The organism is Erwinia sp. PME.40.26/001, assembly GCF_055556675.1.
In genome coordinates this window covers 464,030-478,141 of the sequence record NZ_JBVHNP010000002.1, presented here as the reverse complement: position 1 = coordinate 478,141, position 14,112 = coordinate 464,030, and the positions used below count along the sequence as shown (strand labels likewise).

Genomic DNA, 14,112 nt, shown 5'->3' with positions numbered 1-14,112 from the left:
GGCTGGAAGATAACTTGCTGGCAGTTATACAAAAAATGTTGCGGGGATGACAGGGAAACTGTGTTTCAGATCGTGAGTGGTCGCGCGGCAACCGCGACGGTATCAGCGAATAAAAAAACTTTATAAATCAGATTGTTAGCCATTACTCACTGCGTTGCAGGCAAAAAAAACCTGCGCATCTGCGCAGGTTGGTGAAACAAAGCGATAAAAACTTTTTGATGTTCACCCATCAATACCTCTGGGACTTGAACTGTAGCAATCCTGGACGATATGCCGCTACACGCCAATCGCAACAGTTACCCGCAAAATGTAACCAGCTATGTGATTTGTAGGGTTTTTTGCAATGTCTCCTCGCTTCAGCCGTCAACGTCCGCTTTTCTGATCTCCACCAGGCAGCTCATGGCGTTGGGCCCCTGGGTCAGTGAGGAGGTACCAATGTCCAGCGTCAGTACGTTCGGGTTCCCCGCCCGGTCGTAAGGCTTCCAGGCTTTGCCGAAACCCGGATCGAACCAGGCGCCGGTCGCGATCAGCACCACCTGCGGACTGATCCCGTCGCTGAGACGCACCCCTGCCTGCATGGTGCCACGATCGTTGCTAACTTCAATCACGTCCCCGTCGCTGATGCCGCGGGCTGCGGCATCCTGCGGGTGCATCAATAGCGTTTCACGTCCGGCAGTTTTATTCGCCTGCACCGAGGGCGTGGCATCCATCTGGCTGTGCAGACGGTCGTGAGGCTGAATAGAGATCATATGCAGCGGGAAACGTTCACCCAGCGGCGCACCCAGCCATTCCTGTGGCGGCTGCCACTCCGGGTGAGGGCCAAAGTCGGGAAGCTGGTAACCGGCAATGGTTTCCGAGAAGAGCTCGATCTTACCGCTGGCAGTTTTAATTGGGTGGGCAACCGGATCCTGGCGGAACGCCTCCATAAATACCCACTCTTTTTCCGACGCCGGGATCTCGACGTGACCCGTCTGCCAGAAATCATCAAAGGATGGGAAATCAATGCCTTTGCCCTGATGTGCCACCGCGCACTGCTGGTAGAGGTGCTCAATCCACTGGCGCTCATTGCGCTTTTCAGTAAAGGTATCGCGATACCCCAGACGGTCAGCGAGATCGGCAAAAATATCAAAATCGTTGCGCGCCTGATGCTGCGGTTTGATGGCCTGATGCATCGCCAGTACAAAGCGGTCTTTAGACGAGCCGCCAATATCATTACGCTCCAGCGAGGTGGTGACCGGCAGGACAATGTCTGCCATCTGTGCCGCAGGCGTCCAGACGATATCCTGTACAATCACCGTATCCGGGCGCTGCCAGCCCTCCACCAGACGGTTAAGCTGCTGGTGATGATGGAAAGGATTGCCCCCCGCCCAGTGCACCAGATGGATATCCGGGTAGGTGTGCGTCTGCCCCTGGAAGGTATATTCCGTACCGGGGTTCAGCAGCATATCGCTGATGCGCGCCACCGGGATGGCTTGGTCAGCAATCGGATTAAAGCCGGTCGACATCAGCGGCGATGGCCCCTCCGTGCGCGGGTTACCCACGCTGTTCATTGAGCCGTGGCCGAAGGAGAACCCGGCCCCCGGCAGGCCCGGCTGACCCAGCATGGAGGAGAGGGCAATCATCATCCAGTAGGGCTGCTCGCCGCGATGGGCGCGCTGCACGGAATAGGAACAGGTGATAAAGCTGCGTTTGCCGCACAACTGTCTGGCCAGCAGACTGATACGCGATGCCGGAATACCGGTGATCTCGCTGGCCCACTGCGGCGTTTTCGCCTGGCCATCGCTCTCGCCCAGCAGATAAGCACGCAGCTGCGGATACCCCACGCAGTGCGACTGCAGGAAGGCATGATCCACCGCTCCCAGGCGGTCAATTTCATAGCCCAGCGCCAGCATCAGCGCCACATCTGTGTTGGGGCGGATGGGGATCCACTCCGCATTGACGAAGGCCGGGCAGTCATCGCGCATTGGGCTGATGTTGACCACCGGGGTCCCTTTAGCGGCCAGCTTTAACAGCGCTGGCTTCAGGCTGTGCTCCCCTGCCCCACCGGAAGCCACCTGGCTGTTTTTCAGCGCCAGGCCGCCGAAGGCGATAAAAATTTCGCAGTGATCAATCACGCTCGGCCAGTCAGTCACCCGTCCGGTCAGCGGCATATAGGTGCCAATCACATAAGGCAGAAAGAACTGCGCGGCCCCCCAGCTGTAATTTCCCTGCTGGTCAATGCCCCCGCCGCCCAGGTTGTAAAACCGGCGGACCAGGGTGCGGGCATGATTGACGCGCCCGGCCGAGGACCAGCCGTAAGATCCGTTGAAAATAGCGCTGGCACCGTAACGATCGCGCACCCGACGATTTTCCTCTGCCACCAGGTCCAGCGCGGTATCCCAGTCCACTTCGACAAACGCTTCCCGGCCGCGCAGGGTGCGGTCACTGTTCTCGCGTGACGCCAGCCATGAACGCCGCACCATCGGCCTGCGGATACGCTTATCTGAGTAAACCAGTTCGGGAATGCTGTTGAGCATCGGGGACGGATCCTGATCGGCGAAGAACGGCTCACAACGCAGCAGTTTTCCGTCTTCAACCACGGCGCTAAAGGCACCCCAGTGGGCAAGGTGTGGCACATTAATAATCGTCATTGCAGGATCCGTTAAACAGGTGTTTTTCTGGAAAAGCAGAATATCATTTTTCACCGGGCAGCGGCACAGGGCGTTTTATCGTCTGGCTTTGCGATGTCTGCGACATTCTGCATCACTCCGCAGGCTTGCAGTCACTGACGCTTTCCGCAACACTAATGGCAATGTAAACGCTTACCCAGGAAGGCATTTAACTCATGGCTACCATAAAGGATGTTGCCAGACTCGCGGGCGTTTCGGTAGCGACCGTGTCCCGTGTCATTAACCACTCTCCTAAAGCCAGTGAAGCCTCACGCCTGGCGGTGACCATTGCGATGGAGTCGTTGCAGTATCACCCCAACGCCAATGCACGCGCGCTGGCGCAGCAGTCAACCGAAACCATCGGACTGGTGGTTGGGGACGTTTCCGACCCTTTTTTTGGCGCAATGGTCAAAGCGGTGGATTCCGTCGCCTGGGAAACCGGGAACTTTTTACTGATTGGTAACGGTTACCATAATGAGCAGAAAGAGCGTCAGGCGATTGAGCAACTGATGCGCCACCGCTGCGCGGCCCTGGTCGTTCATGCCAAGCAGGTTCCCGACCAGGAGCTGATGCCGCTGATGAAGCAGATCCCCGGCATGGTACTGCTGAACCGCGTGCTGCCGGGCTATGAAACCCGCTGCATTGCGCTGGATGACCGCTATGGTTCCTGGCTGGCGACCCGCTATCTGATCCAGCAGGGCCACACTAACATTGCCTATATTTGTTCCACACACTCCATCTCCGATGCCACCGACCGCCTGCAGGGCTACTACGATGCGCTGAAGGAGCACAACCTGCCGTGTAACGATCGGCTGGTGGCTTTTGGTGAGCCGGATGAAGTAGGCGGTGAGCAGGCGATGACCGAACTGCTTGGCCAGGGGAAAACGTTTAGCGCCGTCGCCTGCTATAACGATTCGATGGCCGCCGGGGCGCTGGCCGTGCTGAGTGATAACGGCGTGCGCGTGCCGGAGGAGATGTCGCTGATCGGCTTCGATGACGTGCTGGTTTCTCGCTACGTGCGCCCCCGTCTGACAACGGTGCGTTACCCTATCGTGACGATGGCCCAGCAGGCGGCTGAACTGGCGCTGGCTCTGGCTCACGGGCAGCCACTGCCGGAGATCACCAATCTGTTCAGCCCGACGCTGGTGCGCCGTCATTCGGTGGGGGCACCGTCGTAATGCTGGGGTGCTGATTAAAGACCGGGCCTGCAGTGCGCTCTTTCGCCGCGACGACGACGTTTTCTGGTCGTCCCATGCTGAAGGCCAGCATTACCGGTCAGGCCCGCACGCCCCGATGTTATTCCAGCGTCCCGATGTTATTCCAGCGTTTTGTGGTATAGCCGTACCGCTGTCGCCGGATAATCCAGCGCATCGCCGATGTACGCCCAGCCAAAACGTTCGTAATAATCCGCACAGGCTGAATAGAGGTAGAGATGGCGATCGCCCCGCTGACGGCAGCGGTCAATGATCGTCTGCTGCAGCTGCCCGCTTACCCCCTGCCCGCGATAAGGCTCATCCACATACAGCGCCGCCAGCCAGGGAAACAGATCCTGACGGCTGATCAAATCGCAGCGCCACAGCCCGACGGTGCCCACCGGACGGTCGCCGTCCAGCGCCACAAAAGTCAGCGGCAGATCGGCACCGCTCAGGCTGCTGTCGAGGATGCTGGCAAAAAAATCGCGACTGTTTTCACTGCCAAACGCCCGCCACAGCCAGTCAGCGAGGATGTCCCGGTGTTCAGGCACGGCGCTCAATGGCACTATACGCAGTAAACTCACACCAGCTTACCCTGAAAAATGGGTACGGATTCAAACAGATAACCATCAAAGTCCGGGGCGTCGGCGTCCGACAGCTCCAGCAGGCTGTGCTTCACATTTTCCAGATGCTGCCACATCGCCTGCCAGGACCCCATCACGTCCCGCCGCCGCAAAGCGGCAAGGATGGTCTGATGATCGCCCAGCCACTTCAGACGGTAGCTGCGCGTTTCAATATGGCTGCGTAACTGCTGCCACAGCGGACTGCTTTCATGATGACGCCAGATGCTGTTAACGGTATCCAGCAGCATCTGATTTTGTGTGGCTCCGGCCAGCAGCAGGTGGAACACCTTGTCATTGTCCTGACTTTTATCGTCAAGGGCGATGGCACGCTGTTCCTGCTCCAGGATACGCTTCAGATTTTCAATATCCGCCTTGGTCGCCATTTTTGCGGCAAAGGCGGCGATATTGCTCTCCAGCAGCTGACGCGCCTGCAGCATTTCAAACGGGCCGACATCGCTGCGAAAGAACGCTTCCTCTTCATCGCTGCTTTCCGAAGGGATACGCATCACGTACACGCCGGAGCTCTGGCGGATATCCACCGTTCCTTCCAGCTCCAGCATCAGTAACGCTTCTCGGACAATGGTGCGGCTGACGCCCCAGGTCTCGGCGATCTGACGCTCCGGCGGCAGGCGCGATCCTACCGGATAGTGGCCCTCGATGATTTGCTGACGCAGATCGTGCCCGATTTCCTGATACTGCTTTTTGTCCTGCGCAGGCGCACCTTTGTCCACGGATCCTCACCTTTTAAACCATTATCACTATTGATGGCCGCTAGTTTACCAAAGCCAGCGCCTGATCGAGTACTTTTGCGCCGTTAAGGGTACCGTAAGCCACCGAATCAATCACCGCAATCGGGATCTGATGGCTGTCGGTCAGCTTGCGGTTCTCTTCCAGCTTGAAGCGTACCTGCGGTCCCAGCAGAACCACGGCGACTTCGCCGGGGTAATTTTCCAGCTCATCGCGCAGGTTCTGTTCCGGGATCGCATAGATTTGGTACTCCAGCCCGCGTGCGGCCGCTTCTTTTTCCATGCGTGTCACCACCATGGAGGTGGACATGCCTGCTGCGCAGGCCAGTACGATACGTTGCATCAGTTGCTCCTTATTTGGCTTCATCGTCCAGCGTGACAGAAAGCTGGCGCTGTTCACTGACCTGCTGATACCAGCGGGCGGACTTTTTCATCCGGCGCTGACGCTGATTTTCCAGGTCGATTTCAATCAGTCCGTAACGGTTTTTAAACGCATTCATCGGCGAGACGTTGTCGGTAAAGGCCCACAGCATATAGCCCTGGCAGTTCATGCCTGCGTCCCTGGCGCGAAGCGCCTGATAGAGATGTTCGGTGATAAAGGCGATGCGATAGTCGTCCTGGATTTCGCCATCGGCGTTTTTGAAGCGGGCTTCGTTCTCAATGCCCATGCCATTTTCTGCGACAAACCACGGGAAATTGTCGTAGTCATTTTTCATGCGTACCGCCATATCCCAGACGATAGCGGGCTGAATTTCCCAGCCGCGAGAGGTATTCATCCGCCGTCCCGGCAGCTCAAAATGTTCGTAGTAAAAGGCCGGGTGGAACGGCGTTTCCGCATGCCATGCCCGCGAGGGCGCTTTAACGCGGTGCGGGTAATAAAGGTTAATCCCGACTTCGTCGACGCGATTGGCATGAATAATCGCCAGCTCCTGCGCATCGTACTCCCAGTTAACGTGATGTTTTGCCAGCAGCGCTATCAGCTCTGCCGGGTATTCGCCCTTGATCGCCGGGTCAAGGAACACGCGGTTGTAGAACAGATCGTAAATCTCGGCCGCCCTGACATCGTGCGCGGCGCTGGAGCGCGGGTAAGTCACTTCCGGGTTAAGGATGGTGCCGACGCTACCCTGATAACCTTTCTCACGGAACAGCTGCACCACTTTCGCCGTGGCGAGGTTTTTGTGATGATTCCACTGCATCCATTTATCGGTGTTCTGCTCATACGGCCAGCGCAGCGCATCCAGATAAACCCGGGTCTGCACCACAATCGGCTCGTTAAAGGTAAACCAGCGCGTTACCTTGTGGGCGTAACGGGCAAATACCTGCTCCGCATAGCGGACGAACATCTCCACCACCTGTTTCGAACCCCAACCACCGTACTGTTCCAGCAGGACCGCAGGCAGTTCGTAATGTTCCAGGCACAGCATCGGCTGAATATCATTGGCCAGCAGTTCATCGATCAGGCTGTCGTAGTAAGCCGCGTACTCTTCATCTACCACCGCATTTTCATAGTCGGTCAGAAAGCGCGCCCAGTTAATCGAGGTGCGGTAGTGCGTCAGGCCCGAGGCTTTCATCAGCGCCACATCTTCTTTGTAGCGGTTAATAAAATCGGTAGCGACCGCCGGCCCGAAACCGTTATGCCAGACGTGGCGATCGTGCTGATACCAGGCATCGAGATAGGAGTCCTGGCCGGATTTTTTGCCGCTCCAACCTTCGGTTTGCCACGCCGACGCGGCAGCACCGAGGATAAAATCGTCCGGGATGGTGACGTTAAAGGTACTCATCATAACTCCTTAATTTTTCGCGGGTTCAGGCTGTAACGCTTTAGCGTCAGCGGCTTCCGCACGGCGTGCGGCAATTTTGACGAACGGCAGATAGATCAGAATAGAGACCAGGATGCAGACAATTTGCGTCACTACCGCCCCCATCGATCCGGCCGTGGAGAGCCAGGCATTAATGATCGGCGGCGTGGTCCAGGGCACCATCACCACTGCTTTACCGGCAAAACCGGTCACCGTGGCGAAGTAGCCGATCGAGCCGGTGATTAGCGGGGTGATAATAAACGGAATGGCGAGGATCGGGTTCAGCATGATCGGCATACCGAAGATCACCGGCTCATTGATATTGAACAGGCCCGGGCCGAAGGAGAGTTTAGCTATCTCACGCATCTCTTTACGTTTGGTTGCCAGCATGACTGCCGTCAGCAGACCAATGGTCAGCCCGGAACCACCGATACTCATATACACATCCCAGAACGGCATGGTGATGATATTCGGCGCTTCAATCCCCTGCTCAAAGGCGTTCATATTAACGAGGATCGCCCCCAGCAGCAGTGGTTCACGGATCGGTTTGACCATCTGATTACCGTGGATGCCGATCACCCAGAACAACTGGGCAACAAACATCAGCAGCAGAATGCCCCACAGACTTTGCACTACCGATTCCAGCGGTTCCTGCACAATTTTGTACACGGCGTCGTACAGATACATGCCGGTAAAACGGTGGAAGATAAAACCAAAGGTGGCAATGGCGGAAACGGTAATGATCGCCGGGATCAGCGCGGAGAACGAAGCAGCCACATTGGGCGGGACGGTGTCCGGCATTTTGATCTTAAGCCGATCCACATGCTCCAGACGGCAGTAAATCTCAACGGAAAGAATGGCGATAAACATACCAAGGAACAGGCTTTTGGTATCAGAGAACTGTTTTGCCAGCACGTCGGTCACCACCTGCATTTCCCCGTTGACCATCATGCTTAAGGTGGTGGGCGTCACCGCGACAAAACAGATAATCGCCAGCAGGCCCGGGAACAGGGTCTTGATGCCGTTGATTTTCCCCAGTTCAATACCGATCAAAAATACCGCACCGATATTCAGGAAGCTGAGGGTGGCGTAGTTAATACTGGAAGTAATGGGCTTCAGTTCTGCCAGAAACGACAGCGCCGCAAAGCTCGCCAGGCCGTTCTTACCGTCCAGTACCATATTGGAAATCAGCACCGAAAACGCGCCGACGATAATCACCGGCATCAGCGTAATAAACGATGATTTGATCGCCATAATATAGCGGTAGCTGTTGAACTTAGTGGCAAAACTCCCCAGCGAGTCGATTAGCCGATCCTGTAGAGACATGTGTGAATCCTCGAGGTAAAGGGTCAGGCATCCAGGCATTGATAGTTTGTTGAACTTCCGCTGTTGTGGCATACCAAAAATAAACAATCGCTGATTATTTACTGTGATTTATCTCTCAGAAGTGATCACTGGTATTCCAATAAGATAATCAGACCAATTTTGGTATACCAATGGAGGCTGTGATGGATTTCGAGCAAACGATGATGGAATTGCTGATCAACGCGGGTGAAGCACGTTCCCACGCCATGAGCGCAATCCAGCATGCCCGCAAGCGGGAGTGGCAACAGGCAGATGAGGCGCTGGCAGCCTCGGTAGAGGCCTCACGCGGGGCACATAAGATCCAGACCCAGCTGATTGGGGCCGATGAGGGCTGTGGCAAGGTGCCGGTGACACTGATTCTGGTCCATGCTCAGGATCATCTGATGAATGCGATGCTGTGCCGGGATCTGGCGGAAGAGATTGTCCTGCTGAGGAAAGAGATGTTTGCCGGATAGTCGTGTGCGGCAACGGGCCGATCGGAAAAATGATCGGCCCATATGGCACGCAGGGAGTGGATTACAGTTCCAGCGCCAGCAGCTCGGCCACCGTTTGTGCGCGACGGATCTGGCGCGGCTGACCATTTTCAAACAGCACTTCCGGGATCAGCGGACGGCTGTTGTAATTCGACGACATCGATGCACCGTAGGCACCGGTATCGTGGAAGACCAGATAATCACCGACCTGAACCGCAGGCAGGGCACGCGTTTCGACCTTGCCGCCTTCCAGTTGGGTGAAGACATCACCCGATTCACACAGCGGTCCTGCCACTACGGTATCAAGGGTCGTCTGCTCGTCCAGCAGCCGGCCATCTCCGGCGATGGCCGAGATATGGTGGTAGCTGCCGTACAGCGACGGACGCATCAGGTCGTTGAATCCGGCATCCACCAGCACGAAGTGGCGGCTGCCCATCGACTTCACGGCGCGTACCTGGCTTATCAACACGCCCGACTCCGCCACCAGGTAACGTCCCGGTTCAATTTCCAGCTTCACCGGATGGCCAAGATGCTGCGCCACGCGCTGACGCGCGCCATCCCACAGGCCGTAATAGTGACGGGTATCGATGGTCTCTTCACCAAAGCGGTACGGAACTGACAGCCCGCCTCCGGCGGAGATCGCCTCCAGATCCTGACCAAAGCTCACTACCAGGCTGACCATTGCATCACATACCTGCTCCAGGTGGCTGTAGTCAACGCCGGAACCGATGTGCATGTGGATCCCCACCAGCTTCAGCTGATACTGCTGAATAGCCGTCAGCGCCAGCGCCATATCGCCGTGCCAGATACCGTGCTTGCTGTTTTCACCGCCGGTATTGGTCTTCTGACTGTGGCCGTGGCCAAATCCGGGATTCACGCGCAGCCAGACCGGATGCCCCGCGGAAACCTGCCCAAGCTGGTGCAGCATATCAACCGAGCCGGCATTGACCGGGATCTTCAGCTCTGCCACCCGCGCCAGCGTAGGTTCATCCAGCAGGTCGGCGGTGAAAACAATTTCATCGCCTCCCGCCACGTAGCCCGCTGCCAGCGCGCGCTCAATCTCGCCCAGCGACACGGAGTCGACCTTGACACCGGCGCTGCGCATCAGGCGCAGGATATGAATGTTGGAGCAGGCTTTCTGTGCGAAGCGCACCACGTCGAACTGTTGCAGCTGGCGGATGCGTTCATGAATAATCGCGGCATCATAAGCCCAGATCGGGCCATCGTACTGCAGTGCCAGCGGCAGCAGGTTGTCCTGAGTCAGGGCGGTGGTGGTGTCGGTCAGCAGGCGTGGCATAAGCATTCTCCATAAGATGATACGGCCATTACGCCACATCCTGATGTGGGATAAAAATATCTTTTTTATTGGACTCTATTCACCCATGATATGGGTTATCTGCGCTTAACCCGGTAATCATCGATGGCAGGCATTTCTCTGCGTCATATTGAAATTTTTCATGCCGTGGTCACCACCGGCAACCTGACCGAAGCCGCCACGCTGCTGCACACCTCACAGCCTACCGTCAGCCGTGAGCTGGCGCGTTTCGAAAAGCTGACCGGCCTGCAGCTGTTTGAACGGGTGCGGGGCCGGTTGCAGCCCACGGTGCAGGGGCTGCAGCTTTTTGAAGAAGTGCAGCGATCCTGGTACGGGCTTGACCGCATTATCAGCGCCGCCGAGGGGCTGCGCCAGTTTCGTCAGGGTGAGCTGTCAGTCGCCTGCCTGCCGGTGTTTTCCCAATCGCTACTGCCGCTGCTGTGCCAGCCGTTTATGCAGCACTACCCGGATCTCAGCCTGAATATTATTCCGCAGGAATCTCCACTACTGGAGGAGTGGCTGTCGGCACAGCGTTACGATCTGGGCCTCACCGAAACCACACATACGCCGGCGGGTACCGATCGCAGCGCCCTGTTTACCGGCGATGAAGTCTGTGTACTGCCCGCCGGGCATATCCTGGCACAGCGGAGCACGCTAACCCCAGCCGATTTCCACGGACAGAATTACATCAGCCTGTCCCGCACCGACAGCTACCGGCAGATACTGGATGGCATTTTTGCCGAGCATGGGGTACAGCGGCGTATGGTGATGGAGACACACAGTGCGGCGTCGGTCTGTTCAATGGTGAAAGCGGGGGCGGGCGTGTCGGTTGTGAACCCACTGACGGCGCTCGATTACGCCGACAGCGGGGTGGTAATACGGCGTTTCAGCATTGCCGTGCCGTTCACCGTCAGTCTGATCCGGCCGCGTCACCGTCCGGCCTCTGCGCTGGCCGACGCCTTTAGTCGGCATCTGCATCAGCATATTGCGCCGTTTAGCGAACGGCTGGCACAGCGACTGCGTTAAGCGCGGGCCTCCTGCGGGCGGCCGCGCGATCCCCGGAAGGTATACAGACAGACCAGCAGCCCGGCCACCGCCAGTAACGCGGCCGAAACCGGCACCGCCGTCAGCCCGTAGCCGCCGCCAATCACTGCCCCACCGACCCAGGCACCCAACGCATTGCCGACGTTAAAGGCCGAGATATTCAGCGTTGAGACCAGGTTCGGGGCATCTTTACCGTGGCGGACTACGTTTATCTGCAGGGCCGGAACCATGGCGAAGGTCGCCATCGCCCACAGGAACAGGGTGATTTCCGCCAGCCACAGTGAATGGCTGGTCCAGCTGAACAGCAGCGAGAACACCGCAATCAGCGAAAAGCTAAGGATCAGGCTGAAGGACACTTTCCAGTCTGCCAGTTTCCCGCCAACAATATTGCCCACGGTCAGACCGGCACCGATCAGGAACAGGGTCCAGCTGACACCCCGGTCAGTAATCCCGGTGACTTCTAACAGCAGCGGCGCGATATAGCTGAACAGCGCAAACATGGCGGCGGCGAAGCACACAGTCATCAGCAGGGAGAGCCACAGTTTGCCGTTATTCAGCGCACTCACCTCTGACGCCAGATGCACCGGTTTTTCATCTTTGTTGGTGGGCAGGCTGACAATCAGGCCAATAAAGGCCAGCACACCAATCACCGCCACGCCCCAGAACGTGGCGCGCCAGCCAAACATCTGACCGAACCAGGTACCCAGCGGAACGCCCAGCACGTTAGCCAGCGTTAAACCGGTAAACATCAGGGCGACCGCGGAGGCCTGTTTACCCGGCGCCACGAGGCTGGCGGCCACCACCGCCCCGATACCAAAGAAGGCCCCGTGACAGAGTGCCGTCACAATGCGGGCCAGCATCAGCAGGTTATAGGTATAGGCCAGCGCACAGAGCACATTGCCGACAATGAAGATCGCCATCAGCAGCGTCAGCGTCCGCTTGCGCGGCAGTTTTGCCGTCAGCAGAGCCATAATCGGTGCCCCAATCGCTACGCCGAGCGCATAGCCGCTGATCAGCCAGCCCGCAGAGGGAATAGACACCCTCAGGTCATTCGCGACCTCCGGCAACAGCCCCATAATGACAAATTCGGTGGTGCCGATAGCAAAGGCACTCAACGCCAGCGCCAGTAATGAAACAGGCATGTCACACACTCCCAGGAGAATAGAAACCCTGCCCTCTGCCAGCAGAGAGCTCAGTCGGGTATTGAATTAAATTAACGCAGTCCGCTCAGGATGAGTGATCTGGGTCACAGCAACTTATTAAAACATAGCAGCAGAAAGGCTTACAGCGCGGATTCTGCAAGAGACTGTTGTCTTGCAGGCAAGAATCGTCTGATTAAGGTCAATGCAGAGCAAAAAAAATGCGATCGAGTGCACATTTCGTCAGCGTATTTCGCTATACTTTTCCCTAAACCCAAATTACATCATTATTTCTAATCATTCTTTTTTGCGATTCGTCCTATGATTTTAAATTGAGACTGAGCCTTGTCGGGTCTTTGAAGGTCATCAGCACAATTTCAGGCGTAATCGATACATTAAAGTTTTGCGAACCACGGCCGATATGTCAGTTAACGAGGTTATGACCTTTCCTGCTTTACCTGAAATACTCATCACTGAGGAGACCCGATGCGACTCGCCATTTGCCTGCTAGCCCTTTTTCTGGGCGGGTGTTCCGTAGGGAAGTATCAGTACAGCAGTGAAGCGCATGACCGGGTGGATATGACTGTCACCGGTATCCCAACCGTTCTGGGGCTGGGGACGCTGGGCACCACCATCCCCCTGACGGCCAACTACAGCCTGACGGCGGCCCATGTCGCTAAATTCTCCATGTACCGGGTGAAGTCGTATCATCCTGAGTGCGATCTGGCGGTGGTGTACCATAAAAATGATAACGTCCCTCCCCCGCATTTTCGTAATGGCCTGATCGGCGACAAAATCAACATGTATGGCTACAGCTTTATCTCCGCGATGCCGGTGGCCTCAACGGGCACCAACCTGATCAATACCGGGCTGAAAAATTCCTGGAATAAAGTCAGCTGCGTGGTGGTGGCGTCCGATGCGGGCGTGGTGCAGGGCATGTCCGGCGGCGCGGTGTATAACGCCTCTGACGACTCTATCGGCGGGGTGATTGTGGGCTACAGCAAGCGCATTAACGACATGAAAACCGGCAAAACACTGTATAAAGATGTCTCGCTGTATATTCCCTACGCTCGCTTTAAAGACTGGCTGAATGATGCGGTGAAATCCTGATACTCACCGCAGCACATGACGCCTGCATAAGCCCCCTCGCCATCCGGACAGGTATCGTACTGTCCCAACGTTTTTCTCATGGCTCTTTTTTCAATGTGTCAGGCAATCCGTCGTGGGGGCCAAAATCCTGTTCTGGCGGGTTTTCCCAGCGGTCCTCTCGCGTTGAGAGATAGACCGGATTTTTGGGATACCAGATGCGGTTATCTTTTTTATTCGCTTCGCCGACCACAATAAAGCGGGCCTCACGGTCGCTATTATTGATAAAGGTATGACAAATACCGGTGCCTGCCGGGAATGCCACCGCATCTCCGGGCCTTAACCGATACAGCTCGCCGTTGATCCATACGTCCGGTTCACCTTCCAGCACAAAAGCAAACTCTTCCTCCGCACTTTCTGCGTGGGGATACGACATTCGCCGCCCAGGTAGTAAGCGTTCATGGTGAATACCCAGACGCGTCAGGCCCAGAGCTCTGCCAAGCGGGGCGCCAATCGACATCAGCTCGTCGCTGTCCGGATAATGTTCATTATCCTCTCCCTCCAGTTCCTGCCAGTGGCGGATAAAACCAGGTCGGGCCATGGGGATTCTCCCTGCAGTACGATGTGATAAAACGTAACTATTGGCTATTTTGCAGAGGGACGCAAAAAAAAACGGCCAGC

13 protein-coding genes are annotated in these 14,112 nt (G+C 56.6%); 4 read left to right on the top strand and 9 right to left on the bottom strand.

Annotated features, from left to right (window positions below):
- Positions 1–356: 356 nt before the first annotated feature.
- Complete coding sequence (locus tag ACZ3HG_RS09705) at positions 357–2,630, bottom strand: molybdopterin guanine dinucleotide-containing S/N-oxide reductase (protein WP_191933925.1); 2,274 nt, start codon at positions 2,628–2,630, stop codon at positions 357–359.
- Positions 2,631–2,824: 194 nt separating this feature from the next.
- Here ACZ3HG_RS09705 and galR point away from each other — a divergent pair, with 194 nt between their 5' ends.
- Positions 2,825–3,826 carry an HTH-type transcriptional regulator GalR gene (gene galR / locus ACZ3HG_RS09700; RefSeq protein ID WP_191933924.1) on the top strand — a complete coding sequence of 334 codons (1,002 nt, stop codon included), beginning with the start codon at positions 2,825–2,827 and terminating at the stop codon, positions 3,824–3,826.
- A gap of 137 nt (positions 3,827–3,963) precedes the next feature.
- Here the strand turns inward: galR and ACZ3HG_RS09695 are convergent, their stop codons facing one another.
- Genes ACZ3HG_RS09695 through ACZ3HG_RS09675 form a run of 5 tightly spaced genes read right to left on the bottom strand, consistent with a single transcriptional unit; the run spans position 3,964 to position 8,335 of the window.
- Entirely contained in the window at positions 3,964–4,416 is a 453-nt protein-coding gene (locus ACZ3HG_RS09695; protein ID WP_191934055.1) for a GNAT family N-acetyltransferase, read from the bottom strand.
- A gap of 5 nt (positions 4,417–4,421) precedes the next feature.
- Entirely contained in the window at positions 4,422–5,195 is a 774-nt protein-coding gene (locus ACZ3HG_RS09690; protein WP_062744268.1) for an FCD domain-containing protein, read from the bottom strand.
- Positions 5,196–5,235: 40 nt separating this feature from the next.
- Positions 5,236–5,553, bottom strand: coding sequence for a PTS sugar transporter subunit IIB (locus ACZ3HG_RS09685; RefSeq protein ID WP_062744269.1), 318 nt, complete (start codon positions 5,551–5,553; stop codon positions 5,236–5,238).
- A 10-nt stretch (positions 5,554–5,563) separates the two neighbouring features.
- Entirely contained in the window at positions 5,564–6,991 is a 1,428-nt protein-coding gene (locus tag ACZ3HG_RS09680; protein ID WP_191934054.1) for a glycoside hydrolase family 1 protein, read from the bottom strand.
- Between the two features lie 9 nt (positions 6,992–7,000).
- A complete protein-coding gene (locus ACZ3HG_RS09675; protein WP_062744271.1) occupies positions 7,001–8,335 on the bottom strand; it encodes a PTS sugar transporter subunit IIC in 1,335 nt (444 codons plus the stop codon).
- Positions 8,336–8,517: 182 nt separating this feature from the next.
- Here ACZ3HG_RS09675 and ACZ3HG_RS09670 point away from each other — a divergent pair, with 182 nt between their 5' ends.
- Positions 8,518–8,829, top strand: coding sequence for a PTS lactose/cellobiose transporter subunit IIA (locus ACZ3HG_RS09670; RefSeq protein WP_191933923.1), 312 nt, complete (start codon positions 8,518–8,520; stop codon positions 8,827–8,829).
- Positions 8,830–8,890: 61 nt separating this feature from the next.
- On the opposite strand, the gene lysA is transcribed toward ACZ3HG_RS09670, so the two are convergent.
- Positions 8,891–10,144 carry a diaminopimelate decarboxylase gene (gene lysA, locus ACZ3HG_RS09665; RefSeq protein ID WP_465332745.1) on the bottom strand — a complete coding sequence of 418 codons (1,254 nt, stop codon included), beginning with the start codon at positions 10,142–10,144 and terminating at the stop codon, positions 8,891–8,893.
- 123 nt (positions 10,145–10,267) lie between these two features.
- Between lysA and ACZ3HG_RS09660 the strand changes: the two genes are divergently transcribed.
- Positions 10,268–11,188 carry a LysR family transcriptional regulator gene (locus ACZ3HG_RS09660; protein WP_191936247.1) on the top strand — a complete coding sequence of 307 codons (921 nt, stop codon included), beginning with the start codon at positions 10,268–10,270 and terminating at the stop codon, positions 11,186–11,188.
- On the opposite strand, the gene ACZ3HG_RS09655 is transcribed toward ACZ3HG_RS09660, so the two are convergent.
- Positions 11,185–12,348 (bottom strand): MFS transporter, encoded by a 1,164-nt coding sequence (locus ACZ3HG_RS09655; RefSeq protein WP_191933920.1) that lies wholly within the window; start codon positions 12,346–12,348, stop codon positions 11,185–11,187. The two genes, ACZ3HG_RS09660 and ACZ3HG_RS09655, sit on opposite strands and share 4 nt — an antisense overlap.
- A gap of 483 nt (positions 12,349–12,831) precedes the next feature.
- Here ACZ3HG_RS09655 and ACZ3HG_RS09650 point away from each other — a divergent pair, with 483 nt between their 5' ends.
- Positions 12,832–13,455, top strand: a complete 624-nt coding sequence (locus ACZ3HG_RS09650) for a serine protease (protein WP_191933919.1) — start codon at positions 12,832–12,834, stop codon at positions 13,453–13,455.
- 76 nt (positions 13,456–13,531) lie between these two features.
- On the opposite strand, the gene ACZ3HG_RS09645 is transcribed toward ACZ3HG_RS09650, so the two are convergent.
- Complete coding sequence (locus tag ACZ3HG_RS09645; RefSeq protein WP_191936248.1) at positions 13,532–14,032, bottom strand: cupin domain-containing protein; 501 nt, start codon at positions 14,030–14,032, stop codon at positions 13,532–13,534.
- Positions 14,033–14,112: the final 80 nt, after the last annotated feature.

What these genes read in the sequence shown, in the direction of transcription:
- lysA (WP_465332745.1), bottom strand. Translation starts at nt 10,144, where the DNA reads ATGCCACGCCTGCTGACCGACACCACCACCGCCCTGACTCAGGACAAC.
- ACZ3HG_RS09650 (WP_191933919.1), top strand. Translation starts at nt 12,832, where the DNA reads ATGCGACTCGCCATTTGCCTGCTAGCCCTTTTTCTGGGCGGGTGTTCC.
- ACZ3HG_RS09660 (WP_191936247.1), top strand. Translation starts at nt 10,268, where the DNA reads ATGGCAGGCATTTCTCTGCGTCATATTGAAATTTTTCATGCCGTGGTC.
- ACZ3HG_RS09705 (WP_191933925.1), bottom strand. Translation starts at nt 2,630, where the DNA reads ATGACGATTATTAATGTGCCACACCTTGCCCACTGGGGTGCCTTTAGC.
- ACZ3HG_RS09680 (WP_191934054.1), bottom strand. Translation starts at nt 6,991, where the DNA reads ATGAGTACCTTTAACGTCACCATCCCGGACGATTTTATCCTCGGTGCT.
- galR (WP_191933924.1), top strand. Translation starts at nt 2,825, where the DNA reads ATGGCTACCATAAAGGATGTTGCCAGACTCGCGGGCGTTTCGGTAGCG.
- ACZ3HG_RS09685 (WP_062744269.1), bottom strand. Translation starts at nt 5,553, where the DNA reads ATGCAACGTATCGTACTGGCCTGCGCAGCAGGCATGTCCACCTCCATG.
- ACZ3HG_RS09645 (WP_191936248.1), bottom strand. Translation starts at nt 14,032, where the DNA reads ATGGCCCGACCTGGTTTTATCCGCCACTGGCAGGAACTGGAGGGAGAG.
- ACZ3HG_RS09675 (WP_062744271.1), bottom strand. Translation starts at nt 8,335, where the DNA reads ATGTCTCTACAGGATCGGCTAATCGACTCGCTGGGGAGTTTTGCCACT.
- ACZ3HG_RS09655 (WP_191933920.1), bottom strand. Translation starts at nt 12,348, where the DNA reads ATGCCTGTTTCATTACTGGCGCTGGCGTTGAGTGCCTTTGCTATCGGC.
- ACZ3HG_RS09670 (WP_191933923.1), top strand. Translation starts at nt 8,518, where the DNA reads ATGGATTTCGAGCAAACGATGATGGAATTGCTGATCAACGCGGGTGAA.